Here is a 26,720-nt window from a genome sequence, read left to right as displayed (position 1 = left end):
CCGGGGGCGGTTCAGGAGAACCGCTCCCGCAGCCGGTACTTGAGCACCTTGCGCAGGGTGTCGTTGCGGGGCAGCGCGTCCACCACTTCGAGCCGTTCGGGCAGTTTGTGCACGGAGAGACCCTGGGCGCGCAGATGGGCGGTGACGTCCTCCAGCGTGAGCCCGGCGGCGCCGTCGGGCTGCTCCACGACCGCGCACACCAGTTCGCCGCGCGCGGCGTCCGGCAGCCCGATCACCGCCACGTCCCGGACCGCCGGGTGCCGGTGGAGCAGGTCCTCGATCTCCCGGGCGGAGATGTTCTCGCCCTTGCGGATGATGACGTCCTTGCGGCGCCCGGTGAGCACCAGGTGCCCCGAGCCGGTGAGGTGCCCGAGGTCACCGGTGCGCAGGAACCCGTCGGCGTCGAACGCCGCGGCGGTCTGCGCGGGGTCGAGGTAGCCGCGGCACACCGCCTCGCCGCGGAGCCGGACCTCCCCGTCGACGATGCGTATCTCCATCCCGGCCGGGGGCCTGCCCTCGGTGGTGGCCAGGTTCTCGTCGGTGTCGTCCGGCGACCCCATGGTGATCATCGGGGCCTCGGTCATGCCGTACCCGTGGGCGAGCCGGCACCCCATCTCCCGGACGACCGCGTGGTACAGCTCCGGCGGCCTGGGCGCGCCGCCGCCCGCGAGCAGCCGCAGCGTGGGGATCAGCTTCCGGCCCGGCGGCAGGGCGCGCTGCGCGGCGAGGAATATCGAGTAGAAGGCGGTGGACCCGCCGGCCGTGGTCACGCCGTGCCCGCGGTACTCGGCCAGCGCGCCGGGCAGGGCGAACGTCTCGAAGAGCACGGCGGGGAAGCCGTACAGCAGCAGCATCACCAGGTAGTCCAGCCCGCCGACGTGCGCGAAGGGAAAGGCGATCGAGCCGACGTCGTCCCCGGACAGGCGCAGCGCGTGGGCGAGGCACGCGCCGCCCGCGAGGAGCGAGCGGTCGGTGTGCAGGACGCCCTTGGGGTCGGAGGTGGTGCCCGAGGTCCAGTACACCCAGCGGACGTCGGTGCCCGAGGCGGGCGGGGCGGGCAGGACGGCCGGGTCGTCGTCCGGGAGGCTCCGATACGCCTCGAAGACACCGCGCGCGCCGATCCGCCAGGCCATCGCGCCGTGGTCGAAGCCGCGCCACGGGCCCGGCCCGGGCACGGCGAAGAAGGCGGCCCCGGACGCGCGCAGGGCGAAGCCCACCTCGCGGTCCCGGTAGAAGGGGATCAGCGGGGTCTGCACCGCGCCGAGGCGGGCCAGCGCCACGCACAGCACCACCGTCTCGATCCGGGTGGGCAGCTGCCAGCCGACGACCGTCCCGGGCCGGACGCCCATCCGCCACAGCCCGGCCGCGGTCCGCTCGGCGCGGTCGCGCAGCCCGGCGAAGGTGAGGGTGCGTCCGCCCTGGAGGAGGACGGGCCGGCCGGGGGTGAGCCGCGCCCGGCGTTCGACGAGCTCCCACAGGGTCGTGGAGGCGTCCAGGGTGTGCGGGGTGTCCGGCGGCACGGCGCCCTCCTCGGCTGACGGAATGTCAGATCGGTGCGGTGAGCGTAGGGCGGCGCGCCTTGTCGGTCCAGGGGGCCGGGGTTAGGCTCATATCTGACGGCCCATCAGAAACGGGAGGCGTCATGCCGGACCTGCCCCGGATCATCAGCGTCGACGACCACGTGATCGAGCCGCCCCACCTCTTCGAGACCTGGCTGCCGGCGAAGTACCGCGACCGCGGCCCGAAGCCGCTGACGGCCGGCATCGGCGAGCTCGCCTACGTCGGCGGGGCGTACCGGATCACGATGGACCCGGACGGCCCGCCCGCGGACTGGTGGATCTACGAGGACCTCCAGTTCCCGTACAAGCGCAACATCGCCGCCGCCGGCTTCGACCGCGACGAGATGACCCTCGAAGGGATCACCCGCGAGGAGATGCGGCGCGGCTGCTGGGACCCGAAGGCGCGGCTGGAGGACATGGACCTCAACCACGTCGAGGCGTCCCTGTGCTTCCCCACCTTCCCCCGGTTCTGCGGCCAGACCTTCGCCGAGGCCAAGGACAAGGAGGTGGCCCTGGCCTGCGTCCGCGCGTACAACGACTGGATGGTGGAGGAGTGGTGCGGCGACAGCGGCGGCCGGCTGATCCCGCTCTGCCTCATCCCCCTCTGGGACATCGGCCTCGCCGTCGCGGAGGTCCGGCGCAACGCCGCCCGCGGCGTGCGGGCGGTGACCTTCTCCGAGATCCCCCCGTACCTGGGACTGCCCTCCATCCACTCCGGCTACTGGGACCCCTTCTTCGCGGTGTGCGAGGAGACCGGCACGGTCGTCAACATGCACATCGGGTCGTCCTCGCAGATGCCGGCGGCCTCCCCGGACGCCCCGCCCGCCGTGCAGGCGTCGCTCAGCTTCAACAACGCCATGGCGTCGATGACGGACTTCCTCTTCAGCGGCGTCCTGGTGAGGTTCCCGCGGCTGAAGCTCGCCTACAGCGAGGGCCAGATGGGCTGGATCCCCTACGCCCTGGAGCGGGCCGACGACGTGTGGGCGGAGCACCGCGCCTGGGGCGGGGTGCGCGACCTGGTGCCCGAGCCCCCGTCCACGTACTACTACCGGCAGGTCTTCTGCTGCTTCTTCCGCGACAAGCACGGCATCGCGTCCCTCGACGTCGTGGGCCGGGACAACGCCACCTTCGAGACCGACTACCCGCACGTCGACTCCACCTTCCCGCACACCAAGGAGGTGGCCCTCGACCACGTGGCGGGCCTGGACGACGAGACCGTCCACAAGCTGATGCGCGGCAACGCGATCCGCATGCTGGGCCTGGACCTCGACTGATGGACCTGGCGTACGGCGAGGCCGAGGAGGACTTCCGGCGCCGGCTGCGGCGCTGGCTCGTCGGCGCCCTGCCGGCCCTGCCGCCGAAGCCCGCCCCCGACGACTGGCCGGCCCGGCGGGCGTACGACACCGGCTGGCAGCGCATGCTGTACGACGCCGGGTACGCGGACGTCCACTGGGGGGCCTCCCCGACCCTGCGGCTGATCTTCCTGGAGGAGACCGAGCTCGCCGGAGCGCCGTACGTGGGCGCCAACTTCGTCGGCCTGCTGCACGCCGGGCCCACGATCGCGGCGGAGGGCACGGCCGCGCAGCGCGAGCGGTGGCTCGGCCCGATCCTGCGGGGCGACGAGGTGTGGTGCCAGGGGTTCAGCGAGCCCGGCGCGGGCTCGGACCTGGCGTCCCTGTGCACGCGCGCGCGGCGGGACGGCGACGCGTACGTGGTCACCGGCAGCAAGATCTGGACCTCGCACGCGGAGGTCGCCGACTGGTGCGAGCTGCTGGTGCGGACGGACCCGGACGCCCCCCGGCACCGGGGCATCAGCTGGCTCGCCCTGCCCATGGACGCCCCCGGGGTGACGGTGCGGCCGCTGCGCACGCTCGCCGGGCCGGCGGAGTTCGCGGAGGTCTTCCTGGACGAGGTGCGGGTGCCGGTGGCCCACCGGGTGGGGGAGGAGAACGACGGCTGGCGGGTCACGATGGTCACGCTCTCGTACGAGCGGGGCACCGCCTTCGCGGGCGAGGTCGTCGCCTGCCGCCGGGTGCTCGGCGAGCTGGCCCGCGAGGCGCGCGGGAACGGCCGCTGGGCCGATGACGCACTGCGGCGCCGGCTCGGACGGCTGGCCGCCGAGTTCCGTGCCCTGTGGCGGCTGACGCAGTGGAACGTCAGCGAGGCGGAGGCGGCCGGCGCGGTGCCCGGCACCGGCGGCTCGGTGTTCAAGCTGCGCTACTCGCACGCCCGGCAGGAGCTGTACGAGGCGGCGGCCGAGGTGCTGGGGCCCGGCAGCCTGGACCTGGACGGCGCGTGGACGGCGGACCGGCTCTCCTCGCTCTCGTACACCATCGCCGCCGGGACCTCGCAGATCCAGCGGAACATCGTCGCCGAGCGGATCCTCGGCCTCCCGAAGGGCAGGTGACCGGTGCCGTGCGCTTCCGGCTGACGGACGACCAGAGGACCCTGCGGCGCGGTGTGCGCGAGGTGCTGGCGAAGCGGTTCGGGAGGGACGCGCTGCGGGCGGCGGTGGATTCGGGGACGCTCGACCGCGGTCTGTGGCGGGAGCTGGGGCGGGCCGGCTTCTTCGCGCTGCGGCTGCCGGAGGCGGACGGCGGGGCCGGGCTCGGGCTGCCGGAGGCGGTGCTGGCCTTCGAGGAGGCGGGGCGGGTGCTGCTGCCGGGGCCGCTGGTGGCGACGCACCTGGCGGCGGGGCGGATCCCGGGCGCCGGGCGGGGGGAGGCGGTCGTCTCGGCCGTGACCGGGGAGCTGGTGGAGTGGCTGGACGCCGCCGACGTCGTCGAGGGCGACGCCACGGGCGCCGAACCGGTCCGCTCGGTGGACCCTCTGACGCCGCTCCACCGCCTCCCGGCGGGCCGGGCCCGTACGACGGGCACGGCTCAGGCGACGGGCACGGCTCACGCGACGGCCGGGACGGGCTGGGCGGACGCGACGGACGCGGTGGCCGTGACCGCCGTGCTGCTCACGGCCGCCGAGCAGCTCGGCAGCGCGGGGCGGACGACGGAGCTGGCGGCGCGGTACGCGTGCGACCGGGAGCAGTTCGGGTCGCCCATCGGGGCCTTCCAGGCGGTCAAGCACCTGTGTGCCGACATGCTGGTGCGGGTGGAGGTGGCCCGTGCCGCGGTGTACGCCGCGGCTGTCACCGGTGATCCGGTGGACGTCGCCGCCGCCAAGCTGCTGGCCGACGAGGCCGCGGTGCGCGGTGCGCGGGACTGCCTCCAGGTGTACGGGGGCATGGGCTTCACCTGGGAGGCCGATGTCCACCTGCACCTCAAGCGCGCGTGGGTGCGGGCGGAGCGCGGGATGACGGCGCGGGCGGCGGAGGAGGTGTGCGCGGCCGGGCTCCGGCCGGACGCCGCCGCTCACAGCGAGTGACGGCGCGTCGATACCGGGTTGTGTCCTTGGGCGCACCCGTCACGGCCCGTCGCGGGCATCCCGCTCCGGTACTCTCCGTGGGATGCGAGTGCTGACCGGACCGGGGTGTTCCCGTGCTGAAGCGCGCCCCTGTTCGACTCCCCGCAGCGTGCGTCGCACAGTATGCCCCAGGCGTACTCCCTTGCGCTGGAATATGCCCGAAGCGCTTGTTGCGGTGACTGTACGTCAACCATGCTGTCCCACAGGGAAATCACGTTCAGTGACGACTGTTTCGGCTGTGGTCGCTGTGAGGCGCGAGGCGATGTGTCCGCCGGTTCGGATGGTGTGAGCGGTGCAGGTGCTTCAAGTTCAGTTGGAAATCGGCCCCGACCCCGCGGAGGTGGGGCGTGCCCGTAGATGGGCTCGGTCGCGTCTCGCCGGCTCCGGGATAGGGGAGGACGAACCCCTGGCCGAGACGCTGGTGCTGCTCATCTCGGAGCTCGTCACCAACGCCGTGGTGCACACGGGCTGTCCGGCCGTGCTGCGGATGCTCTTCGGGGCGGGCGCCGCCGAGGCGGGGACGGTGCGGGTGGAGGTCGCCGACCGCAGCGCCCGCGCGCCGCAGCCCCGGCACGCGGATGGTGACGACACCAACGGGCGGGGCCTGGAGCTCGTCGACGGGCTCGCCGACCGGTGGGGCTGGCAGCGCGAGGGCGCCGGCAAGAGCATCTGGTGCGAGGTGGACCGCGGCGCACCCGTCATGACGAGGGCGGCGCGCGAGCCCGGGGCGTACGAGCCGTCGTGCGCCGTCACCCACCGCCTGTGATCGAACCGCCCCCCTGACGGGGTGTTGACGTGCCGTGGCCGGTTGATCACCCTTGGAGCAGCGATTCGTGGCGAGGGGACGCCGAGGGCTTGACGCCCTCGGCGAGTGCGGGTCGCGGCGGTGGCGGCCCGCCGTGCCGTGCTCGGGGCGCGCATGAGTGCGCGCCGCCACCTTCATCCACCCCGCCCTGCGCCGGCCTCCGCGCCGGTCGTGCGCGGGTCACAGGACGGCGACCGGTGCGACCGGCGTCCCCGTCCCGCCCACGAAGGGCTCGGGCATCGCGGCCAGCAGGAAGGTGTACCGCCCGCTCCGCGCACAGGCTGTGGACAACTTTTCGAGGTTCCAGTTCTGGCCCTGGAGCAGGCCCATCTCGACCAGGTGCAGGGCGTGGACCGGCAACCACAGCCCCTCGACCTCGGGCGGGAAGATCTCGAAGGTGAGCGTGTCGTTCGCGACGGCCGCCACGTCGTGCGCGTGGAACCACTCGGGCGTCCGGACCGACAGGCCCGGTGACGGGTACCCGTACCCGTGCCGGTCGCCCGCGAGGTACACCCGCACCTGACCCGTCCGGACGAGCACGACATCGCCCGCGCGCACCTCCACGCCGCCGAACTCCGCGGCCGCGTCCAGGTCTTCCGGCGTCACCGCATGGCCCCCGGCCAGCCGCTCCACCCCCCGGGCGCGGGCCACGTCCAGCAGCACTCCGCGCGAGACCACGTGCCGGGCCTTGTCGATGCCGCAGTACGCGCTGCGGCCGTGCGGGGTGATGGAGGCGGCGGGGCGGCCGTTGTAGATGCGGCCGGAGTGCGACACATGGGTCAGGGCGTCCCAGTGGGTGGCCGCCTGCAGGCCCATGGTGACGATGTCGTCGCTGGTGGCGACCGTGCCCGGCCCGAACAGCTCCTGGTTGACCTGGACCATGGCGTGCAGTGGGTTCACCCGGCCCGGGACGAGCCCGGTCTGCACGCCGTCGTGGCGCAGGTCCAGCGCGAGCGGCACCCGCAGCCCGGTGCGCACGGAGGCGACCGCCCCGCGGACGACCTCGTCGGTGATCAGGTTCAGGGTGCCCCGTTCGTCCTCGGCGCCCCAGCGGCCCCAGTTGTTGACGCGCTCGGCGATGTCGTGGAAGACGGCCGGCAGTGACATGGGGCCTCCCCGGGGCTTGTGCTCGTCCGTCCGTCGGACCATAGAATCTAACGATCCGTCAGATACGGCTGGCGCGGGAAGGGGACGGCATGGGGAACTTCTTGGCGGGCAAGGTCGTCGCCGTGACCGGTGCCGGGCGGGGCATCGGCCGTGCCGTCGCCCTCGCCTGCGCCGCAGAGGGCGCCCGGGTCGTCGTCAACGACCACGGCGTGTCCGTGGCGGGCGCGCAGCCCACGTCGGAGGTCGCGGCCGCCGTCGTCGAGGAGATCGCCGCGGCCGGCGGGGACGCGGTCGCCGTCGCCGACGACATCTCCACCATGGCCGGCGGGCAGCGCGTCGTGGACACCGCCCTCACCGCGTACGGGCGCATCGACGGGGTGGTGTGCGTCGCCGGCATCCTGCGCGAGCGGATGCTGTTCAACATGTCCGAGGAGGAGTGGGACGCGGTCGTCGCCACCCACCTCAAGGGCACGTTCACCGTCTTCCGCGCCGCCTCCGCCGTCATGCGCGCCCGGGGCGGCGGCACGCTCATCGGCTTCACCAGCGGCAACCACCAGGGCTCCGTCGCCCAGGCCAACTACTCCGCCGCCAAGGGCGGCATCATCTCGCTGGTGCGCAGCGCCGCCCTCGGGCTGCACAAGTACGGCGTCACCGCCAACGCCGTCGCTCCCGTCGCCCGGACGCGCATGTCCGCGGGCGTCCCCATGGAGCTCAAGGAGATCGGCGAACCCGAGGACGTCGCCGCGCTCGTCGTCTACCTGCTCTCCGACCGGGCGCGCGACGACGAGGTGACCGGTCAGGTGTACACGGTCGCCGGACCCAAGATCGCGGTGTGGGCCCAGCCCCGGGAGCTGCGCGCCGCCTACGCGGAGACGCCCTGGACGCCGGAGCGGATCGCCGACTTCCTGCCGGGGACCGTCGGCACCGACCCGATGCCCCTGCTGGCACGGCTGGAGGAGATGGCCAGGGCGGCCGCCTCCTCGGCCCGGCCGAACGCGTAAGGGGGCGGCGGCCGTGGACTTCGCGTTCGGGGCGGAGGACGAGTCCTTCCGGGCCGAGGCCCGCGAGTGGCTCGCGCGGGAGTGGCCCGCGCGGCACCGGACCGCCGACGACGGCGGGCGGGCGTGGGAGCGGACGCTCGGCGCGGGCGGCTGGATCGGCCTCGGCTGGGGCACGGCGGCGTACGGCAACCGGTGCGCCACCCTCACCCAGCAGGTCGTGTGGGCCGAGGAGTACGCCCGCGCGGGCGCGCCCGGCAGGATCGGGCACATCGGCGAGAAGCTCCTCGCCCCGACCCTGCTCGCCCACGGCGACGAGAACCAGCAGGCCCGGTTCCTGCCCGGCATCGCGCGCGGCGAGGAGGTGTGGTGCCAGGGCTACAGCGAGCCGGACGCGGGCTCCGACCTCGCCGCCCTGCGCACCCGCGCGGTGCGCGACGGCGCCGGCTACCGGATCAGCGGACGGAAGATCTGGACCTCGCTGGCCCACCAGGCCGACTGGTGCTTCGTCCTGGCCAGGACGGGGGAGGGCACGCGCCGCCACCACGGCCTGTCGTTCCTGCTGGTGCCGATGGACCAGCCCGGCCGGATCGAGGTGCGGCCCATCCGCCAGATGACCGGGACCAGCGAGTTCAACGAGGTGCTCTTCGACGGGGCGGTCGCCCGCGCCCGTGACCTCGTCGGGGGCGAGGGCAACGGCTGGCGCGTCGCCCTTAGCCTGCTCGCGGTGGAGCGCGGGGTGTCGACCCTCGCCCAGCAGATCGGGTTCGAGGCGGAACTGCGCCGCGTGGTGCGGCTGGCCGTCGACAGCGGCGCCGCCGCCGACCCCGTGCTCCGGGACCGCCTCGTACGGCAGTGGGCACAGCTGCGCACCATGCGGTGGCACGCCCTGCGCACGCTGGGGGGCGCCGCCGACGCGGGGGCGCCGAGCGTGGCGAAGCTGCTGTGGGGGCAGTGGCACCGGCGGCTCGGCGAGCTGGCCCTGCAGGTGCGGGGCGCGGCCGCCGCGACGGGCCCGGGTGCCTGGTCGCCGGGCGCGTACGAACTGGACGACCTGCAGCGCTCGTTCCTGTTCAGCCGGGCCGACACCATCTACGGCGGTTCGGACGAGATCCAGCGCGGCATCATCGCCGAGCGCGTGCTCGGCCTGCCGAGGGAGCAGGGATGAAGGGTGTCGTGTTCGACGGCGAACGGGCCCGGGTCGTCGACGACCTGGTCGTCCGGGACCCGGGGCCGGGCGAGGTCCTGGTGGCGGTCGCGGCGGCCGGGCTGTGCCACAGCGACCTGTCGGTGATCGACGGCACGATCCCCTTCCCGGTGCCCGTGGTGCTGGGGCACGAGGGCGCGGGTGTCGTCGAGGCCGTCGGGGCCGGGGTGACGCACGTGGCGCCCGGGGACCACGTCGCCCTGTCGACGCTCGCCGGCTGCGGCGCCTGCGCCGACTGCGACCGGGGGCGGCCGACCATGTGCCGCAGCGCGATCGGACGGCCGGGCACACCGTTCGCGCGCGGCGACGGGCGGCCCGTGCACCAGTTCGCGTCGACCTCCGTCTTCGCCGAACGCACCGTCGTCCGCGCCGTCCAGGCCGTGCGGATCCCGCCGTCCCTCCCCCTCACCTCGGCCGCCCTCATCGGCTGCGGCGTCCTCACGGGCGTCGGGGCCGTACTGCACCGCGCCCGCGTCCGGTACGGCGACACCGTCGTCGTCATCGGCGCCGGCGGCATCGGCCTCAACGTCCTGCAGGGCGCACGGCTCGCCGCCGCCTCCGTGATCGTCGCCGTGGACGCCAACCCCGCCAAGGAGCAGGCCGCCCGGCGGTTCGGCGCCACGCACTTCCTCACGGACACCGGCGCCGTACGCGACGTCCTGCCCTCCGGTGCCGATCACGTCTTCGAATGCGTGGGCCGCACCGCCCTGGTGCGCGCGGCCGTCGACCTGCTCGACCGGCACGGCCAGGCGGTCCTGCTCGGCATGACCGCACCCAGTGCCGAGGCCGCCTTCCCGCCCGCCTCGCTGTTCCTCGACAAGTCCATCCTGGGGTGCCGGTACGGCAGTTCACGCCCGCAGCACGACATCCCTCGCTACGCCCGGCTGTACGAGGAGGGCAGGCTGCTGCTCGACGAACTGGTCACCGCCGTCTATCCGGTCGAGGACTTCGCCAGGGCGGCGGACGACGCCCGCCACGGCCGGGTGGCGCGCGGCGTGCTGACGACGCGTCCGCGGCCGGCCGGGGACACGCGGGGCTGACCGGTGGAATCGAGGTGGGGCGCGCCCGGTTCCTGGTTACGGTCGGGGCCATGCCCTACCGTTCCGTGCTCACCCGGCCCGTCCTGGCCTGGGGCGCCGTCACCATCGCCGCCCGGCTGCCGGTGGCCATGGCGCCGCTCGCCCTGGTGTTCTTCGTCCGCGAGCGGCCGGGCGGCTACAGCCTCGGCGCCGTCCTCGCCGCCGTGTACGTCGTCGGCGAGATACTCGGCGCGCCGGTCTTCGGCACCCGGCTGCGCCCCGAGCGGGCGCGGTCGCAGCTGGCGGCGGGGCTCGTGGGCGGCGGGGTGGCGTTCACGGGGCTCGGCCTGGCACCCCAGGCACCGCCCCTGGTGCTGGGCGTGCTGGCGTTCGTCGCGGGCGGGGCGCCGGGCGCCGTGTCCGGCGGGATGCGAGCCCTGCTGACCGGCATGGTCCCGGCGGGCGCGGCCGGCCAGGCGATGAGCCTGGAGTCCGTCCTCACCTCCGCCGTCTGGGCCGTCGCGCCCGCCCTGACGACCTGGCTGGCGCTCGGGGCCGCGCCGTACGTACCGCTGCTGCTCGCGGGCGGGCTGATGGGCGCGGCGGTCGCCGGGCTGTGGGCGCTGCCCACCGGGTGGGCCGCCGACGACGGCGACCGGAACGGCGTGCCCATGCGGCGGCTGCTGGCCCGGGCGTGGCCGGTGTACGTCACCGGCGCGGCGAGCCTGACGCTGCTCGCGCTCGCCGAACTCGTCCTGCCCGCGCTGCTGGAGCAGCGCTCCATCGGGCTGGGCTGGGCGGGGCCGCTGCTGGCCGGATTCTCCCTCGGGTCGGCGGCCGGGGCGTTCGTGTACGGGCTGCGCGCCTGGCCCGGGCGGTTGCCGGCGCAGAGCGTGGTGCTGCTGCTCGGCGTGTCCGGCTGCGTGGCGCTCGTCGCGCTGCTGCCGTGGCTGGCGGCCGTCGCGGCGGGCCTGGTCGTGGCGGGCGTGCTCCAGGCGGGGGCGATGCTCACCCGGAACCTGCGGCTGCGGGAGGTGCTGCCGCCGAGCGCCCTGGCGGCCGGGTACGCGGTGATGTACGCGGCCATCGGCGCCGGGTACGCGGCGAGCGGGACGCTCGCTGGCGGACTGCTGCGGGTGGTGTCGCCGTCGGCCGCGATCCTCGCCGGGGTCGGGCTCACCCTGGTGCTCACCGTGATCGGCGCGCTGGGCGAGCGGCGGCTGACGTCAGGCGGGCGGGACGCCGCCCACGGTGCCGCCGGGGACGCGGTCGGCGCGGAAGGTGCGCCGGTAGACGGTCGGCGGGACCCCGAGCGCAGCCTGTAGGTGCTGGCGCATCGACTGGGCGGTGCCGAAGCCGGCCTCCGCGGCGACCCGGTCCATGGACAGCTCGGTGGACTCCAGCAGGTGGCGGGCGCGTTCGACGCGCTGCTGGGTGAGCCACTGGCCGGGGCTGACACCGACCTCCTCGCGGAAGCGGCGCGTGAAGGTCCGTACGCTCATCGACTCCTGCCGCGCGAGGTCGCGCAGCCGCAGCGGCTCGTGGAGGCGGGCCAGCGCCCAGGCGCGGGCGGCGGTCGTCGTCGCGCGCTGCGCCGGCTCGGGGACGGGGCGCTGGATGTACTGGGCCTGGCCGCCGTCGCGGTGCGGCGGTACGACGGTGCGGCGCGCCACCTCGTTGGCGACGGCCGCGCCGTGGTCGCGGCGCACGATGTGCAGGCACAGGTCCACCCCCGCGGCCACTCCGGCGGAGGTGAGGACGTCGCCGTCGTCGACGAACAGGACGCCGGGGTCGACCGCGACGGCGGGGAAGAGCCGCTGGAAGTGCGCCGCGGACGCCCAGTGGGTGGTGGCGGGCCGCCCGTCGAGCCAGCCGGCGGCGGCCAGCACGTACCCGCCGGTGCAGATGGAGACCATCCGGGTGCCGGGGCGGATGTGGGCGAGCGCGGCCGCCAGCTCGTCGGTGAGCCGGCCCTCCTCGTACACCGGGCCCAGTTCGTACGAGGCGGGGACGACGACGGTGTCGGCGCCGGCGAGCGCCTCGGGGCCGTGGGCGACGTGGATGTCGAAGTCGGCGTCGGTGCGCACGGGGCCCGGGGCGACGCCGCAGGTGACGATCTCGTACAGCGGGTGGCCCTCCGGGGAGGCGGCCCGGCCGAAGATGCGGTGCGGGATGCCGAGTTCGAAGGGCAGCAGGCCGGCGAGGGCCAGGATCACCACGCGGTGGGGCCGGCCGGCGGCGGCCTGTGCCGCAGCGACGTCCTTCCCCGTCCCGTTGTCCATGGCCCGATCCTAGCGAAAGCTGTCATCCCGGCCAGTGGTTGAGCGGTCACCGTCACGACAGGGTGGTGACGTGGCCCAGACGACTCCCGCTTCCGACGTGTCCGGCACCCCCGCTGCCGGGGCTCCCGTCCGCCGTCCCCGCATCCACCGCGCGTGGTCCGTCGCGGCCGTCACCTTCGTGACGATCGTCGGCGCGGCCGCCTTCGCCTCCCTGCCCGGCCTGCTCATCGAGCCGCTGCACCGGGAGTTCGACTGGTCGCGCGGCACGATCGGCTTCGCCGTCTCGGTCAACCTCGCGCTGTACGGCCTGACGGCGCCCTTCGCGGCCGCCCTGATGGACCGCTTCGGCATCCGCCGGGTCGTCGCCCTCGCGCTGACCGTCATCGCGGCCGGCTCGCTGGCCACGGTGTGGATGACCGCGGCGTGGCAGCTCGTGCTGTTCTGGGGCGTCCTCGTGGGACTCGGCAGCGGCTCGATGGCGCTCGCCTTCGCCGCGACGGTGACGAACCGGTGGTTCCTGGCCCGCCGCGGGCTGGTCACCGGTGTCCTGACCGCCGCCGGCGCCTCCGGGCAGCTCGTCTTCCTGCCGCTGCTGTCCTGGCTGGTCGAGGACCACGGCTGGCGCCCCGCCGCGGTCACCGTCGCCCTCTCCGCGCTCGCCGTCGTGCCCTTCGTCTGGCTGCTGCTGCGCGACCACCCGGCGGACGTCGGGCTCGCGCCGTACGGCGCCGCCGAGGCCGTACCGAAGCCCGCACCGGTGCGGGGCGCGGCGCGCCGCGCGGTCACCGTCCTCGCGTCGGCGGCCCGCACCGGCCCCTTCTGGCTGCTCGCCGGCACCTTCGCCATCTGCGGCGCCTCGACCAACGGCCTGGTGAAGACCCACTTCGTCCCGGCGGCGCACGACCACGGCATGCCCATCACGGCCGCCGCCTCGCTCCTCGCCGTGATCGGTGTCTTCGACGTGGTCGGCACGATCGCCTCCGGCTGGTTCACCGACCGCTTCGAGGCCCGGCGCCTGCTGGCCGTGTACTACGCGCTGCGCGGCGTCTCGCTGCTCTTCCTGCCGATGCTGCTCGCCCCGTCCGTGCAGCCGCCCATGGTGTTCTTCATCGTCTTCTACGGCCTGGACTGGGTGGCCACCGTCCCGCCGACGATCGCCCTGTGCCGCGAGCACTACGGCGAGGACAGCGCCATCGTCTTCGGCTGGGTCCTCGCCTCCCACCAGGTGGGCGCCGCGGTGGTGGCCTTCGCGGGCGGCGTGGCCCGTGACGTCTTCGGCTCGTACGACGTGGTCTGGTACGCCTCGGGCGCGCTGTGCGCGGCGGCGGCCCTGATGTCCCTGGTGATCCGCCGCCGGAGGGTGCCGGCGCCGGCGCTCTGAGGCGGCCGCGGTCAGGTCGTGAACCGGCCGAAGCGGCCCCGGTGGAAGAGGAGGGGCTCGCCGTCGTCGCGGGCGCCCAGGGCCGCCACGCGGCCCACCACGATCAGGTGGTCGCCGCCGGTGTGGACCGCGTGGATCGTGCAGTCGGTCCACGCGGGGACGGCGGCGAGGCGGGGGGAGCCCGTCGCCGGGGCCGGGTCGTACGGGACGCCCGCGAACTTGTCGGCGCCCGTCGCGCCGCTCACCGCGAACGCCCCGCACAGGTCCGCCTGGTCCGCGCCCAGGACGTTCACGCAGAAGGCGCCCGCGCGGGCGATGCGCGGCCAGGTCGTCGACGTGCGGGACACCATGAAGGCGACGAGCGGCGGGTCGAGCGAGAGAGAGGCGAAGGACTGGCAGGCGAACCCCGCGGGACCGCCGCCCTCCTCGTCGTACGCCGTGACGACCGTGACGCCGGTCGCGAAGTGGCCCAGCACGCGCCGGAACACGGCCTGGTCGACGGGCAGGCGCGCGTCCTCGCGCACCGCCCGCAGCCGCGGCGGCGGCGCCCCGGTGGCGGGCGCCCCGGCGGACCTCAGGTAGCGGACGGCCGCGGCCGCCATCCCGGCGTGTCCCATCACGTCACTCACCCCTGAAGCGGGGCGTGCGGCGCTCCACGAAGCCCGCCACGCCCTCGTTCGCGTCGTACGTCGTCATGGTGATCTCCTGGGCGGCCGCCTCGGCGGCGAACGCGGTCGCGCGGTCGCTGTCGAGCGACGCGTTGACCAGCTGCTTGGTGAGCGCGAGGGTCCGCGTCGGCCCGTGCGCCAGGCGCTCCGCCCAGGCGCGGGCCGTCTCCTCCAGCTCGCCGTCCGGCACCACCCGGTTGACCAGGCCGAGGCGCGCCGCGTCCGCCGCGGCCAGCGCGTCGCCGAAGAACATCAGCTCCTTCGCGCGCTGCGGCCCCACCAGACGGGTCAGGAGGTACGCGCCGCCGCCGTCCGGGACCAGGCCCCGCCGCACGAACACCTCGACGAACCGGGCCGACGCGGCCGCCAGGACCAGGTCGCACGCGAACGCGAGGTGCGCCCCCAGCCCGGCGGCCGTGCCGTTGACCGCCGCGATCACCGGCTTCTCGCAGTCGAGCACGGCGGCGACGAGGCGCTGCGCCCCGAGCCGGATGGTCCGCGCCACGTCCCCGGCGACCCGCTCCCGGCCCGCCGGTCCGGCACCGCGCAGATCGGCGCCCGCGCAGAAGCCCCTGCCGGTGGCGGTCAGGACGACGGCCCGGACGGCCGGGTCGGCGGAGGCGTCGGCGAGCAGCGCGATGAGCCGGTCCCGCTGGCCGGGCGTGAGCGCGTTCATCGCCTCCGGGCGGTCGAGGGTGATCCACGTGACGCCGTCGCCGGTGGCGTGCAGGACCTGCCCGGTCACCGGCACACCGCCAGCGCGTCCAGCGCCACCGCGCCCTGGCCGCGCCCCAGCACCATCAGCGGGTTGATGTCCAGCTCCGCCAGGTCGTCGCCCAACTCCAGCGCCATCCGCTGCACCCGCAGCACCACCTCGACCAGCGCGTCAACGTCCCGGGGAGGCGCTCCGCGCACGCCGTCGAGGAGGGCCCGCCCGCGCAGTTCACCGAGCATCGCCCGCGCCTGGTCCTCGCCGAAGGGCGGCACGCGCACGGCGGTGTCCCGCAGCACCTCCACCAGCACGCCGCCCAGGCCCACCGTCACCGTCGGACCGAAGAGCGCGTCGTGCGTCATGCCCACCACCATCTCGACGCCCCGCTCGACCATCTGGCACACCAGTACGCCGTCCAGGGCGACGTCCTCGAAGCGGGCGATGTCGATGAGCTCGCGGTACGCGTCGCGGACCTGGCTGGCGGAGGTCAGCCCGATCTTGACCAGGCCCAGTTCCGTCTTGTGGGCGAGCTGCGGGGCCGACGCCTTCATCACGACCGGGTAGCCGACCTGGCCGGCCGCCCGGACCGCCGCCGCCGCGCTGGTCACGAGCTGCTCGCGCGGTACGCGGATGCCGTACGCGCGCAGCAGCTGCTTCGCCGCGTGCTCGCTCAGGCGGTGGCCCGGGCGCACCAGGGCCTGCGCCTTGCGGTACGAGGGGGACGGGGTGCGCGGCGCCTCGTCGAAGGGCGAGCGGTACGCCCGCGTGAACCGGTGGTGGTCCAGGTACGCCTTGACGGCGGTGAGGCAGTTGCCGACCGTACGGAAGGTCGCCACGCGCGAGGAGCCGAGCAGCGTCTCGCGGTAGGCGGGCTCGGTGCCGACCGGCGAGCCCCACACCACGCACACCGGCTTGTCGGTGGTCTCCGCCGCGTCCACCAGGTCCTGCGCCAGCCGGTCGCTCATCGGCGGGAAGGGGCCGGTGATGGGGCAGATGAGCACCCCGACGTCCGGGTCGGCCAGGATCGCGTCGATGATCAGCCGGCCGCGCCGGTCGCCGACCGGGTGTCCGCCGCTGTCGACGGGGTTCGCGACGCTCAGGTGGTCCGGTATCCACTGGTGCAGCTCGTCCTGCCGGGCCCGGGACAGTGTCGGCAGCGTCAGCCCGGCGGCCGTCGCGAGGTCGGCCACGTGCGCGCCCGTGCCGCCCGAGATCGAGTAGACCACCACGCCGTCGGCGGCCGGCCGGCGCGCCCTCGCCAGCAGGGCGGCGGTGTCCTGGAGTTCGTCGAGGGCGTCCACCCGGACCACGCCGAACTGGCGCATCGCCGCGTCCACCACCTGGTCCGCGCCGGTGAGCTTGCCGGTGTGGGACGCGGCGGTCCGCGACCCGGTGCCGGTGCGCCCGACCTTCACGGCGACGACCGGCACCCCGCGCCGCGCCGCGCGGTCGGCGGCCAGCAGGAAGGAGCGTCCGTCCTTCAGCCCTTCCAGGTAGCAGGCGACGGCCCCGACCTCGGGCCGCTCGGCGAAGTACGACAGGAAGTCGGCGGCCTCCAGGTCGGCCTCGTTCCCGGTGGGCGCCCAGTGGGAGACGCGGATGCCGAGCTGCTGGAGGGCGTGGAGCGGGCGGCCCTGGTGGCCGGACTGGGTGATGAGCGCGATCGCCGGGCCGGGGAGGTCCTCGCGGAACTCCTCGAAGGCGTTGAGGTTGGTGTTCGGCCCCAGCAGCCGCAGCCCGGACCGCTCGGCGGCGGCGGCGAGCCGGGCCTGGGCGGCGGCCCCCGCCGCGCCGGTCTCGGCGTACCCGGAGGCGAAGACGACGGCGAACCTCACTTTCGCGGCGCCGAGCTCCTCGATCACCGGCAGGGGGTCGGCGACCAGCAGCACGGCCAGGTCGACGGGCTCGGGCAGCCGGGCGACCGACGGCACGCAGTCGAGGCCGAAGACGGACGACCGGCCGGGGTGGACGGGGTACAGCCGGGCGCCGACCCGCCCGGCCCAGTGGAGCAGCTGCCTGGTGATGCCGGTGCCGGGCCGCCCCTCGGTGTCCGAGGCCCCGACGACGGCCAGGGACCCGGGCCGGAACAGCCGGTCCAGGTCGGGAACGGGTGCGTGGAGGGGCCGGCCGCTGACGTCCAGGTCTCCTGCGCGCGCGGCGGTTCCGTGGACGGCCGGCCCGGCGGCCTGTCCGCAGGCCACCACGCGGGCGCGGAGATCGGTGGTGAGGGTGCCGTGGGTCGATCCAAGCATCGTTCCGCCGCCCCTGCTCGTCGGAGACACACAACTGACGCTCAGTCAGGTTACCGAACTGACGGTTTGTCAGGAACAGGTGTGCGTCGGCCGTGCAACTTTCACCGGCCCCCGGTGGTCGATCTCGTCGACCCGGGAAACCGGTCCGGGGACCGCTCCGGCCGGCGGGTCCCGAGAGAACGCCATGAGGGGGAGACCCATGAGAACGCCTTCCGTCAACCGCCGGTCCCGCGGCGCCGTGCGCTTCGGCGCCGCGTGCGTGGCCACGGCGGGACTGGTCACGCTGGCCGCGGCCACCCCGGCCGCCGCCGACAGCGATCAGCTGTGGATCCAGGCCCCGTACCGCTCCACCGTCCCGAAGGCGGCCGACAGCGGCCCGCAGCCCCCGGCGAGCACCCTCGCCCTGGGGCTCTACCACGACAACGACACCTTCACCGTGACCGACGGCCGCCTCACCGTCGACGTCTCCGGGCTGGCCGGCGTGGCCGAGGTGACCTGGCCGGAGAACTGCGCACCGGCCGGCACCACCGCCGTGTGCACCGTCCCGAAGGTGCCGTCGAGCTACACCGAGCAGGTGCCGCTCCAGGTCCGCGCGGCGGCCGGCGCGGGCGTCGGCGCCACCGGCCGCATCACCTACACCGCCAAGGCCGCCACGACGATGCCGGGCGGCGAACTCACCGCCCCCGAGGGGTACGAGACCACGATCACGGTCGGCTCGGGCCCCGACCTCGTCCTCGACCAGCCCGCCCGCGTGGAGGGGGTCCGGCCGGGGAGCACCGTCCCCGTGCCGTTCTCCGTCGTCAACCGCGGCAACGAGCCGGCGCGCGGCGTCCACGTCACCCTGTACGTGACCCGCGGCCTCGACGTGGGCGCCGTCGCCCCGCAGTGCACCGCCGGCCCGGCCGGCGAGGACGGGCCGGTCCGGCCCGTGACCAAGCTGGAGTGCGCCTTCGACACCGTGGTGGAGCCCGGCGGCACCTTCGCGCTGCCGCAGCCGCTGAACGCCGTGGTGGCGCGGCACGCCCTCTACGAGCGCGTGGACATGGGCGTCGCGCCCGGGGCCGGCGCCGAGGACCTGACGCCGGAGGACAACGGAGCGCTCGTCGAGATCGAGGCGGCCAACACGGCGGACTTCGCGGTCCGCGGAGCCCGCGTGAGCGGCGCGGCGGGCGCGACCGTCACGGCGGACCTGACCTTCCGCAACCGCGGCCCGGCCTGGGTGGCGAACCTCGGCGCCGGCGACCCCGTCGCCCGGGTCGACCTCGTCGTCCCCGAGGGTGCCACCGTCACGGGCGTCCCCGCGGACTGCGAGGCCCGCACGCTGCAGGGCGAGTGGTACGACGGCACGACCGGCGCCCCGCGCTACGTGTGCAACCTGCCGATGTGGGTGGCGGAGAAGCAGACCGCGACGTTCCGCTTCCAGCTGCGGATCGACACCGTCGTACCCCGCGCCACCGGTGCGGTGCGGCTGATGCCGTCGTACGGCGACGGGGCGCTGTCGTTCGACCCGGACACCGGCAACAACACGGCCGCGCTCGTCCTGAACCCGCGGGCCTGACCGCGGCGGCCCACCGCCCGGGCCTCTTGCGCCCGGACCCCCGACGCGCTGAACTGACGTACCGTCAGTCAATGCGGAGGGGGTCCGGCATGCGGACGACGCAGACCGTACGGCGCGGTGGCGCGGTGCCGTGGGGGCCGGCGGGCCGGCGGACCCGCCCCCGCGGAGCCGCGAACGGACGGTGCGGGGCATGAGCGCCGCACCGGACGCCGACGCCTTCACCCGCCCCTACTGGGAAGCCGCCGCCGAGGGCCTGCTCCTGATCAGACGGTGCGGCGCCTGCGGCCGCGCGCACCACTACCCGCGCGAGTTCTGCCCGCGCTGCTGGAGCGAGGACGTCACCTGGGAGCGGGCGAGCGGCCGCGCCACGCTCTACACCTGGTCCGTCGTCCACCGCAACGACCTCGCGCCGTTCTCCGGCCGTACGCCCTACACCGCGGCCGTGGTCGACCTCGCCGAGGGCCCGCGCATGATGACCGAGGTCGTGGACGGCGCCGGGGACGCCCTGCGGATCGGCATGGACCTGGTGGTCGCCTTCCGCACGGAGGGCGAGGGCGGCCTCGCGGTGCCCGTGTTCCGCCCCGCGGGCGCCGCCGCTCCCGGAAGCGCGGTCAGCGCTCCAGGTCCGGGTACTCCCAGTCCAGGGTGAGCTTCGCCGCGGGCGCGGCCTCGTCCACCGCGTACTTCATGGAGCTCTCGAACGCGGGCTGCCAGAGGTGGAAGCGGGTGATGCTCAGCGGGAAGTCGGTCTCGCCGGAGACGAACGCCACCCCGTCGTCCCATGCGACCCCGAGGTTCACCTGGTCCTGGATCCGCTCGTCCCGCATGACCTCGTCGAGGGAGCGTACGACCTCCCGGGCCTGCTGCTCGTCCTGGAGGTCGGTGACGGTGAAGCTGAACGCGATGTTGACGGACATGGCTGAAGCGTACGGCGCGGGTCCGACAGCCGGACCACCGTGGGTGCCGCGTCCTGGGACCGGCCGCGCGGAGTGCGACGATCGCTCACGCCTCGGGCACCACGCACAACTGCGCCGTCACCACCTCGTGCAGCAGCTGCACGTCCACGAACTCGCCCTCCACCGGCGCGCCGCAGCGCCACGACAGCGGGTACGTGTTGCCGTCCGGCGCCGGGATTCCCACGTACTGGTCCCGCACGGCCGGCCCGAAGCACGTGGCCCCCGGCGGCCAGGTGTGCTCCCTGCTGCTGCCCGGCGGCACGAGGAAGTACGTCCACCGCCCGCGCGCGACCTCCCGCACGACGGGCCCCGGCCGCCCGCCGGTCGCCTCGGCCAGGTGGTGCAGCACGGCCTCACCGCGTACTCCGCGCACCCGGATGGCGTCGAAGTGGACACCCGCGAGGTGGAGTTGCAGCCCGGAGACCGGGACCCAATCGGGGAGTTTGTTGCTCGTCATGGCTACGAGGATCGGGGTGGTTGCGTAGCGTGACCAGGGGGACACGATCCACTTCGGGGCGGTGTGGGAAGGACGGTGGCGGTTGTGGGGTCGAGTGGGGAGCCCTCGCCGGCGCGGCGGCACGTGGGCGAGCTGGTGAAGAAGTTCCGCGCCATGGCGGACCTGACGCAGAAGGACCTGGCTGACCGGCTGCTCATGTCGGAGTCGCTGGTCGGCGCGTACGAGCGGGCGGAACGCATCCCGACGACGGCGTTCCTGGTCGACGCGGACGCGGCGCTGGGCGCGCAGGGCGTGCTGCGGTCGTGCGTGGAGCTGATGGAGGAGGAGAAGTACTCGCCGAAGTTCCTCAACTGGAAGCGCACGGAGGCGGACGCGGCGAGCATCAGCGCGTACGAAAACATGCTGATGCCCGGCCTGTTGCAGACTCCGGCCTATGCGCGAGCGTTGTACGAGACGCGGGTGCCGATGTACGAGCCGGACGAGATCGACCGGCATGTGCAGGCGAGGCTGGAGCGGCAGGGGGTTTTGGACCGCAGGCCGAGGCCGATCGTCAGTTACGTGGTGGAGGAGTCGGTCCTGCAGCGGCCGATCGGCGGGGAGTCGGTACTCAAGGAGCAACTGGTCCATGTCCTGGAATCCGTCCGCACCAGGAACCACCTGACCGTGCAGGTAATGCCGACTCGGCGGTCCGTGCACGCAGGGCTCAACGGTTTGCTGCACCTGGTGAGTACCCGAGAAGGACGGAATCTGGGGTACACGGAGGGGCAGGGTGGAGCTACCTTGATCTCAAAACCGGAAGAGGTGAACCGGCTCAACGACCTCTTCGGCGCACTGCGGGCCCAGGCTCTTACACCCTGGGAATCCGTGGAAATGATCGAGAGGATTGCGGCGCAGCTATGACCCCCGACCTCGTCTGGTTCAAGAGCAGTCACAGCAACAATGAGGGCGGCGCCTGCATCGAGGTCGCCTACGACTGGCACAAGTCCAGCTACAGCCCCGACGAGGAAGGCGACTGCGTCGAGGTCGCCGCCTGCCCGCATGCCGTGCACGTCCGGGACTCCAAGCTCGCCGACGGGCCCGCCTTCGCGGTGGGGCCCGCCGCCTGGGCCGCTTTCGTCGCGGGGGCGGCGGGCGCCTGAGTCACATCACCACGGTGGCGGCCGTCACCGCGGTGATGGCCGCCAGTGCGGCCTGCATGTTGCGGATCGCCTCGCGGACGCCGTCGCCCGCCCACTGGCCCTCGCCGATCTCCGCCATGCGGGTCCGGACCTGCTTGCGCGGCAGCTCGGGGAAGGCCAGGCGGTGCAGCTTGGCGGCGTGCAGCAAGGCGATCAGCCCGGACGTGCGGTCGTCCGGCTCGGTGCCCTCCAGGACCACCGACGCGAGGCGCTCGCGCAGTTCGCGCTCCACCGAGCCGTCGGCCTCCGGGTAGCGGCGTACCGGGAAGAGCCCGAGCGCCCGGTGGCGCTCCTCGGTGACGAGGCCGCGCTCGCACAGGCTCTCCACCGTGGCCCGTACCGCCGTCGACTGGTCCTTGGTCAGCCAGTCCACCACCTTGCGGCGGCCGTTGCGCCGCGTCCACTCGTCGAGCTTGGCCAGCCGGCCGTCGAGCAGCGCGGTGCCGGTCGGCGTCGCGTCGGCCACGGTGAGCCGCCCGTCGGCCACCGTGAGGCGCTCGGCCAGGACGAGCTCCAGCAGGATGCCGCCCGCGACGGCCCAGCCGGCCGACGACCGCTCCTTCGCGGCTCCCGACTCGTCGTCCAGCGAGAGCAGCGCTATTTCCTCGGCCAGTGTCACGGCCATGCCCGTCCCCCTTGATCGTTACGGTCATAGGTGTCGACGCGGAAAACCGGCCCGCGGTTGCTCCGGGGCCGGCCGGAGGACGGGTTCTCGCCGTGTCTCAGCCGCACTCGCCGACCGGGCACAGGTCGACGTGGCCGATGCCGGGGATGCGGGCGATCTCGGCCTTCAGGCGGGCGCGCCGCTCCTCCGGGAGGTCGTCGGGGAAGCGGACCTCCCAGTACGAGCCGTCGTCCGACCGGACGCCGGTCACGCTCGTCGCCCCGGCCTCCCGGAGGCGGTCGTCGGCGTCGCCGATGCCGTCGCGGAGCCGGCCGGGGTCGGTCTCCGCGCGGAAGGCGTGGGGTTCGGCGAGGGCGGGGCCGATGTGGGCGTGCCACGTGTGGACGGCGGAGGCCGTGAGGGCCGCCGCCAGGACGAGGGCGCCGGCGCCGCCCGCGATCCGCGCGGTGAGCGGGCGTCTGCGGGGGTCGGCCCAGGCGGCCAGCAGCAGGAGGATCCCCGCGGGCCAGAACAGGAACAGGCCCAGGAAGACGCCCAGCACGCCCCAGGCCAGCAGGGCGGAGCCCACGAGGACGCAGGCGCGGGTGAAGGCGGCCGGGCGGCGCAGGAGGAAGAGGGGGACGGCGACCGGGACGGCGGTCAGGACGTGGAGCGGGGCGAAGTACGTCGGCAGGCTCCAGGCGACCACCAGCAGGGCGGCCACCGCCGCGCCCGCGGCGAGGGCGCGCTGTACCCGGTGGATGTCCGTACGTCTGTCCTGCGTGGCCGCCATGACGCCCCCAGCTTGTTGAACGCGTTCAATTGAACGCGTTCAACCTAGCAGGTGGCCGCGCCGTGGCGCGCAGGTCCTACGGCCAGAGCAGCTCCCGCGCCCAGCCGCCCGTGGTGCACGCGCCGGCGCTGCGCCGGTAGCGGAGGCGGATGTGGCGGCGGCGCCCGTCGCCCTGGAAGAACTCGACCTCCCGCGGGTCGAGCACGTACAGCGTCCAGGTCTTCGACTCCGCGTCCGGCTCCGCCTCCGCCCGCGCCCAGGCGGCGTCGCTCGCGGCCGCCAGGGAGCCGAGGGAGTCCAGTACCTCGCTCTGGCGTCCCACCAGCGCGGCGGCCAGCGCACCCGTGGTGCGGGCGTGCAGATCGGCGTACGCCTCTTCGGGGGCGGCCGTCGTGACGCGGCCCCGGAGCCGCACCTGCCGGCCCTGCACGGGCCAGTAGAAGTGCAGCGCGGCCTGCGGGGCGGCGGCGAGCTGGCGGCCCTTGGCGCTGGTGGCGTGGGACGCGAAGTGCCAGCCGCGCTCGTCCGCGTCGTGCAGCATCACCGTCCGCACGTCGGGCCGACCGTCGGCGTCGACGGTCGCCAGCGCCATGGTGTGCGGCTCCGCCTGCCCGGCTTCCGCCGCGGCCACGAGCCACGAGCGGAACAGCTCCAGCGGTGCGCCGGGCGCGGACGCGGGGTCGAAGGCGGGCAGGTCCGTGTCCCAGACGCGCAGCGAGCGCAGGGTGTCGTGGAAGGTGCTCATGGGGACATCATCCGGGCGGCCGGAGCGGACGTCGCGACCACACGGTGCGGGAAACGGTTCGGGATGAAGCTGCCGTACCGCAGCGTGAGCCGGCGGACGGAGGCCGGCGGCAGTGCGCCGCACCGAATGCCCCCCCTCACCGCTCCCGCCCCAGCACCACCGTCCCCGACGAGCAGAACCAGCCGCCCGTGCCCGACACCACGCCGAGCCGGGCGTCCGGGACCTGGCGGCCGGGGGCCTCGGCGCGGAGCTGGCGGGCGGCCTCGACCAGGAGGAACAGGCCCCGCATGCCGGGGTGGCAGGCGGAGAGGCCGCCTCCGTCGGTGTTGACGGGCAGGGTGCCCTGCTCGACGTACGGCCCGCCCTCACCCTTCGCGCAGAAACCCAGGTCCTCCAGCGTCACCAGGGTCATGTACGTGAAGGCGTCGTAGACCTGCGCGAAGTCCATGTCGGCGGGGGTCAGCCCGGCCCGCTCGAAGGCGAGGCGGCCGCTCACCGCCGCCGGGGAGACCGTGAAGTCCTCCCACTCGGACATGGTGGTGTGCGAGGCGTACTCGCCGGTGCCGAGGATCCACACCGGCGGTTTCGCGAGGTCGGGCCCGTACTCCTCGGCCGCCAGCAGCACCGCGCAGCCGCCGTCGCTGCGGATGCAGCAGTGGAGCTTGGTGAAGGGGTCGGCGATCATCGGCCCGGAGAGCACGTCCTCGACCGTGACCGGGTCACGGAACATCGCCTCCGGGTTGTGCGCGGCGTTCGCCCGCGCCTGGACGGCGACCGCGGCGAGCTGCTCCAGGGTGGTGCCGTACGCGTGCATGTGGCGGCGCGCGGCCATCGCGTACTTGGCGATCAGGGTGTGCCCGTACGGGGCCTCGAACTGGAGCGGGCCGCGGGTGCCGTACGACAGGTCCGAGGTGCGGCGCCCGGCCCTGATGTCGGCGCGGGCGGTCGAGCCGTAGACGAGGAGGACGGCGTTCGCGCGGCCCGCGGCGATCGCGTCCACCGCGTGCGCCGTCATGACCTCCCAGGTCGCGCCGCCCACGGCGGTGGAGTCCACCCACCGGGGCCGCAGCCCCAGGTACTCGGCGACCTCGATCGGGGCGAGCGTGCCGAGCCCGGCGGAAGCGAGCCCGTCGACGACGGACCGGTCGAGCCCCGCGTCGGCGAGCGCCCGCCGGGCGGCCTGGGCGTGGAGCGTGTAGGGGGTGGCCGTGTCGACACGGCCGCAGTCCGCGAGGGCGACACCGGCTATGGCGACGGAACGGCGCATGGATCTGACGGTACATCAGACCTGGGCCCTGGGCACCGGGGGCGGCCCGGCCTAATATGACGCTCCGTCAGTTAAGGAGTGGCCCATGGACGCCGCCTTCACCGCCGAACAGGACGAGATGCGCCGCACGCTGCGCGACCTGCTCGCCAAGCACTGCGGGACGGACGAGGTCCGCGCCGCCGCCGGCACCGCCACCGGACACGACCCCGCCCTCTGGGCACTGCTCGCGCAGCGGCTCGGCCTGCCCGGACTCGCGCTCCCCGAGGCGTACGGCGGCGCCGGCTGCGGCCTCACCGAACTCGCTCTCGCCTGCGAGGAGACCGGCCGCGCCCTGGCGCCCTCGCCGCTCCTCGCCACGGCCGTGCTGGCCGCCCCGCTGATCGCCCGGCTCGGCACCGGCGCGCAGCGCACCGCCCTGCTGCCGCGGATCGCCGGCGGCTCGCTCACCGCCACCCTCGCCGCCGCCCCCCTCGCCCGCGCCCTCGGCCTGACCGGCACCGGCGCGGACGGCGCCTGGGCCGGGGGCGGGCGCGCCGGCGGCGTGCAGGCGCGCCGGGCGGCGGACGGCACGTGGACGCTGTACGGCGAGGTCGGCCAGGTCCTCGACGGGCACAGCGCCGCCCTGCTGCTGGTCGCCGCGCACGCGGGCGGCTACCCGCGCTCGCGCACGCTGCTGTTCCTCGTGCGGCCGGAGGTGGCCGGCCTCCGGCGCGTACGCCTCACGTCGCTGGACGTGACGAGACCCCTCGCCCGGCTGGAACTGCGGGACGCGCCGGCGGAGTTGCTGGGCCGGGACGGCGGGGACACGGCGGACGGCGAGGTGCTCGGGGCGCTCGCCGCCACCGGCTGCCGCGCCGCCGCCGTGCTCGCCGCGGAGGCCGTGGGCGCGGCGGCCCGGGCCCTGGAGCGCACGGTGGACCACGTCCGCGTCCGCGAGCAGTTCGGGCGGCCCATCGGATCGTTCCAGGCGGTCCGGCACCGGCTGGCGGACCTGTACGTCCACGTGCAGGCGGCCCGCTCCGCGGCGTACTACGCCGCCTGGGACCCCGCCGCCGGGGGACTGGCCCTCGCCCAGTGCCTGGAGGCGCTGCGCACCGTGGCCGGTGAGGCCATCCAGCTGCACGGCGGCATCGGTTTCACCTGGGAGCACGAGGCCCACCTGTACTTCAAGCGCGCGACCGCCGACGAGCTGCTCCTCGGGCCCGTGCACGCGCTGCGCTCGCACGCGGCGCGGACGGCCGGGCTGTTCCTCGCGGCGGGGGCGGCGGCATGACGGGGGCGGGCGTACGGCTCGTCCGGAAGGTCTCCTCGACCCGGACCTTCGCGCGGCTGGCGCCGCACGTCATCCCCGCCCTGGACCGCGCGGTCCACCGCCTGACCGGTGGGAAAGTGCTGCTCAGCGCCCGGATGCTGCCGGGGCTGGTGCTCATCTGCCGCGGCGCCCGCTCGGGCCGGGAGCGCCGTGTCCCGCTGGCCTGCCTGCCGGAGGGACCCGGGGCCGCGAGCTGGCTGCTGGTGGGATCGAACTTCGGCCGGCCCGGCCACCCCGCCTGGACCGCCAATCTGCTCGCCCACCCGGACGCCGAGGTCAGCTGGCGCGGCGCCACGGTGCCGGTGCGGGCCCGGCTGCTCACGGGGGAGGAGCGGGCGGCGGCGTGGTCCGCGGCGGTGCGGTTCTGGCCGCCGTACGCGACCTACCAGGCGAGGATCGAGCGCGAGATCCGTCTCTTCCGGGTGACGCGCAGGGGGTGAGCG

At 74.8% G+C, this 26,720-nt stretch carries 27 protein-coding genes; 15 read left to right on the top strand and 12 right to left on the bottom strand.

Going from position 1 to position 26,720, the window contains the following annotated elements; genetic code table 11:
- Positions 1 to 11 precede the first annotated feature (11 nt).
- Positions 12 to 1,520: a class I adenylate-forming enzyme family protein gene (locus tag ACIA79_RS05965; protein WP_399426923.1), complete on the bottom strand. Its 1,509-nt coding sequence runs from the start codon at positions 1,518 to 1,520 to the stop codon at positions 12 to 14.
- Positions 1,521 to 1,642: 122 nt separating this feature from the next.
- Here ACIA79_RS05965 and ACIA79_RS05960 point away from each other — a divergent pair, with 122 nt between their 5' ends.
- The 4 genes from ACIA79_RS05960 to ACIA79_RS05945 all read left to right on the top strand — a co-directional run bounded on the left by ACIA79_RS05960 (position 1,643) and on the right by ACIA79_RS05945 (position 5,742).
- On the top strand, positions 1,643 to 2,833 hold the full coding sequence (locus ACIA79_RS05960; protein ID WP_399426922.1) for an amidohydrolase family protein: 1,191 nt from the start codon (positions 1,643 to 1,645) through the stop codon (positions 2,831 to 2,833).
- Positions 2,833 to 3,966, top strand: a complete 1,134-nt coding sequence (locus ACIA79_RS05955) for an acyl-CoA dehydrogenase family protein (RefSeq protein ID WP_399426921.1) — start codon at positions 2,833 to 2,835, stop codon at positions 3,964 to 3,966. Before ACIA79_RS05960 ends, ACIA79_RS05955 begins: the two co-directional genes overlap by 1 nt.
- A gap of 8 nt (positions 3,967 to 3,974) precedes the next feature.
- Positions 3,975 to 4,937: an acyl-CoA dehydrogenase family protein gene (locus ACIA79_RS05950; protein WP_399427130.1), complete on the top strand. Its 963-nt coding sequence runs from the start codon at positions 3,975 to 3,977 to the stop codon at positions 4,935 to 4,937.
- A 331-nt stretch (positions 4,938 to 5,268) separates the two neighbouring features.
- On the top strand, positions 5,269 to 5,742 hold the full coding sequence (locus ACIA79_RS05945; RefSeq protein ID WP_399426920.1) for an ATP-binding protein: 474 nt from the start codon (positions 5,269 to 5,271) through the stop codon (positions 5,740 to 5,742).
- Positions 5,743 to 5,961: 219 nt separating this feature from the next.
- On the opposite strand, the gene ACIA79_RS05940 is transcribed toward ACIA79_RS05945, so the two are convergent.
- On the bottom strand, positions 5,962 to 6,888 hold the full coding sequence (locus ACIA79_RS05940) for a cyclase family protein (RefSeq protein WP_399426919.1): 927 nt from the start codon (positions 6,886 to 6,888) through the stop codon (positions 5,962 to 5,964).
- 89 nt (positions 6,889 to 6,977) lie between these two features.
- On the opposite strand from ACIA79_RS05940, the gene ACIA79_RS05935 reads away from it, so the two are divergent.
- From ACIA79_RS05935 to ACIA79_RS05920, 4 genes are read left to right on the top strand one after another with little or no spacing between them, the layout of a single operon-like run.
- Positions 6,978 to 7,889, top strand: coding sequence for an SDR family oxidoreductase (locus tag ACIA79_RS05935; RefSeq protein WP_399426918.1), 912 nt, complete (start codon positions 6,978 to 6,980; stop codon positions 7,887 to 7,889).
- Positions 7,890 to 7,902: 13 nt separating this feature from the next.
- A complete protein-coding gene (locus ACIA79_RS05930) occupies positions 7,903 to 9,054 on the top strand; it encodes an acyl-CoA dehydrogenase family protein (protein ID WP_399426917.1) in 1,152 nt (383 codons plus the stop codon).
- Complete coding sequence (locus tag ACIA79_RS05925; RefSeq protein ID WP_399426916.1) at positions 9,051 to 10,133, top strand: Zn-dependent alcohol dehydrogenase; 1,083 nt, start codon at positions 9,051 to 9,053, stop codon at positions 10,131 to 10,133. The genes ACIA79_RS05930 and ACIA79_RS05925 overlap by 4 nt, the downstream gene beginning before the upstream one ends.
- 50 nt (positions 10,134 to 10,183) lie before the next feature.
- Positions 10,184 to 11,437: an MFS transporter gene (locus ACIA79_RS05920; RefSeq protein ID WP_399426915.1), complete on the top strand. Its 1,254-nt coding sequence runs from the start codon at positions 10,184 to 10,186 to the stop codon at positions 11,435 to 11,437.
- Here the strand turns inward: ACIA79_RS05920 and ACIA79_RS05915 are convergent.
- On the bottom strand, positions 11,339 to 12,394 hold the full coding sequence (locus ACIA79_RS05915; RefSeq protein WP_399426914.1) for a GlxA family transcriptional regulator: 1,056 nt from the start codon (positions 12,392 to 12,394) through the stop codon (positions 11,339 to 11,341). The two genes, ACIA79_RS05920 and ACIA79_RS05915, sit on opposite strands and share 99 nt — an antisense overlap.
- A gap of 70 nt (positions 12,395 to 12,464) precedes the next feature.
- Here ACIA79_RS05915 and ACIA79_RS05910 point away from each other — a divergent pair, with 70 nt between their 5' ends.
- Positions 12,465 to 13,775, top strand: a complete 1,311-nt coding sequence (locus tag ACIA79_RS05910; RefSeq protein ID WP_399426913.1) for an MFS transporter — start codon at positions 12,465 to 12,467, stop codon at positions 13,773 to 13,775.
- 11 nt (positions 13,776 to 13,786) lie between these two features.
- On the opposite strand, the gene ACIA79_RS05905 is transcribed toward ACIA79_RS05910, so the two are convergent.
- The 3 genes from ACIA79_RS05905 to ACIA79_RS05895 form a co-directional block, all read right to left on the bottom strand.
- On the bottom strand, positions 13,787 to 14,377 hold the full coding sequence (locus ACIA79_RS05905) for a flavin reductase family protein (RefSeq protein ID WP_399427129.1): 591 nt from the start codon (positions 14,375 to 14,377) through the stop codon (positions 13,787 to 13,789).
- Between the two features lie 19 nt (positions 14,378 to 14,396).
- Complete coding sequence (locus tag ACIA79_RS05900) at positions 14,397 to 15,119, bottom strand: enoyl-CoA hydratase/isomerase family protein (RefSeq protein ID WP_399427128.1); 723 nt, start codon at positions 15,117 to 15,119, stop codon at positions 14,397 to 14,399.
- A gap of 65 nt (positions 15,120 to 15,184) precedes the next feature.
- Entirely contained in the window at positions 15,185 to 17,407 is a 2,223-nt protein-coding gene (locus ACIA79_RS05895; RefSeq protein WP_399426912.1) for an acetate--CoA ligase family protein, read from the bottom strand.
- A 199-nt stretch (positions 17,408 to 17,606) separates the two neighbouring features.
- Here ACIA79_RS05895 and ACIA79_RS05890 point away from each other — a divergent pair, with 199 nt between their 5' ends.
- Both ACIA79_RS05890 and ACIA79_RS05885 read left to right on the top strand, forming a co-directional pair.
- Positions 17,607 to 18,965, top strand: a complete 1,359-nt coding sequence (locus ACIA79_RS05890; protein WP_399426911.1) for a hypothetical protein — start codon at positions 17,607 to 17,609, stop codon at positions 18,963 to 18,965.
- A 190-nt stretch (positions 18,966 to 19,155) separates the two neighbouring features.
- Positions 19,156 to 19,614, top strand: a complete 459-nt coding sequence (locus tag ACIA79_RS05885) for a Zn-ribbon domain-containing OB-fold protein (RefSeq protein WP_399426910.1) — start codon at positions 19,156 to 19,158, stop codon at positions 19,612 to 19,614.
- On the opposite strand, the gene ACIA79_RS05880 is transcribed toward ACIA79_RS05885, so the two are convergent.
- Positions 19,577 to 19,882, bottom strand: a complete 306-nt coding sequence (locus ACIA79_RS05880) for a hypothetical protein (protein ID WP_399426909.1) — start codon at positions 19,880 to 19,882, stop codon at positions 19,577 to 19,579. The genes ACIA79_RS05885 and ACIA79_RS05880 overlap by 38 nt on opposite strands.
- Positions 19,883 to 19,967: 85 nt before the next feature.
- Complete coding sequence (locus tag ACIA79_RS05875; protein WP_399426908.1) at positions 19,968 to 20,378, bottom strand: hypothetical protein; 411 nt, start codon at positions 20,376 to 20,378, stop codon at positions 19,968 to 19,970.
- Positions 20,379 to 20,501: 123 nt separating this feature from the next.
- Here ACIA79_RS05875 and ACIA79_RS05870 point away from each other — a divergent pair, with 123 nt between their 5' ends.
- Complete coding sequence (locus tag ACIA79_RS05870; RefSeq protein ID WP_399426907.1) at positions 20,502 to 21,278, top strand: helix-turn-helix domain-containing protein; 777 nt, start codon at positions 20,502 to 20,504, stop codon at positions 21,276 to 21,278.
- On the top strand, positions 21,275 to 21,517 hold the full coding sequence (locus tag ACIA79_RS05865; protein ID WP_399426906.1) for a DUF397 domain-containing protein: 243 nt from the start codon (positions 21,275 to 21,277) through the stop codon (positions 21,515 to 21,517). The genes ACIA79_RS05870 and ACIA79_RS05865 overlap by 4 nt, the downstream gene beginning before the upstream one ends.
- Position 21,518: 1 nt before the next feature.
- Here ACIA79_RS05865 and ACIA79_RS05860 read toward each other — a convergent pair whose 3' ends face one another.
- The 4 genes from ACIA79_RS05860 to ACIA79_RS05845 form a co-directional block, all read right to left on the bottom strand.
- Complete coding sequence (locus ACIA79_RS05860) at positions 21,519 to 22,181, bottom strand: GPP34 family phosphoprotein (RefSeq protein WP_399426905.1); 663 nt, start codon at positions 22,179 to 22,181, stop codon at positions 21,519 to 21,521.
- A 97-nt stretch (positions 22,182 to 22,278) separates the two neighbouring features.
- Entirely contained in the window at positions 22,279 to 22,953 is a 675-nt protein-coding gene (locus ACIA79_RS05855; RefSeq protein WP_399426904.1) for a hypothetical protein, read from the bottom strand.
- Between the two features lie 76 nt (positions 22,954 to 23,029).
- The gene (locus tag ACIA79_RS05850) at positions 23,030 to 23,698 is read right to left on the bottom strand and encodes a pyridoxal 5'-phosphate synthase (RefSeq protein ID WP_399426903.1); all 669 of its coding nucleotides are present in this window, start codon (positions 23,696 to 23,698) and stop codon (positions 23,030 to 23,032) included.
- A 136-nt stretch (positions 23,699 to 23,834) separates the two neighbouring features.
- A complete protein-coding gene (locus ACIA79_RS05845) occupies positions 23,835 to 24,965 on the bottom strand; it encodes a thiolase C-terminal domain-containing protein (protein WP_399426902.1) in 1,131 nt (376 codons plus the stop codon).
- A gap of 85 nt (positions 24,966 to 25,050) precedes the next feature.
- Here ACIA79_RS05845 and ACIA79_RS05840 point away from each other — a divergent pair, with 85 nt between their 5' ends.
- Complete coding sequence (locus ACIA79_RS05840) at positions 25,051 to 26,238, top strand: acyl-CoA dehydrogenase family protein (RefSeq protein ID WP_399426901.1); 1,188 nt, start codon at positions 25,051 to 25,053, stop codon at positions 26,236 to 26,238.
- The gene (locus ACIA79_RS05835) at positions 26,235 to 26,717 is read left to right on the top strand and encodes a nitroreductase family deazaflavin-dependent oxidoreductase (protein ID WP_399426900.1); all 483 of its coding nucleotides are present in this window, start codon (positions 26,235 to 26,237) and stop codon (positions 26,715 to 26,717) included. The genes ACIA79_RS05840 and ACIA79_RS05835 overlap by 4 nt, the downstream gene beginning before the upstream one ends.
- The last annotated feature ends 3 nt before the right edge of the window (positions 26,718 to 26,720 follow it).

This window comes from Streptomyces sp. NPDC051310 (assembly GCF_044455245.1).
Lineage (GTDB): Bacteria > Actinomycetota > Actinomycetes > Streptomycetales > Streptomycetaceae > Streptomyces.
This window is presented reverse-complemented; position numbering and strand designations above follow the sequence as displayed.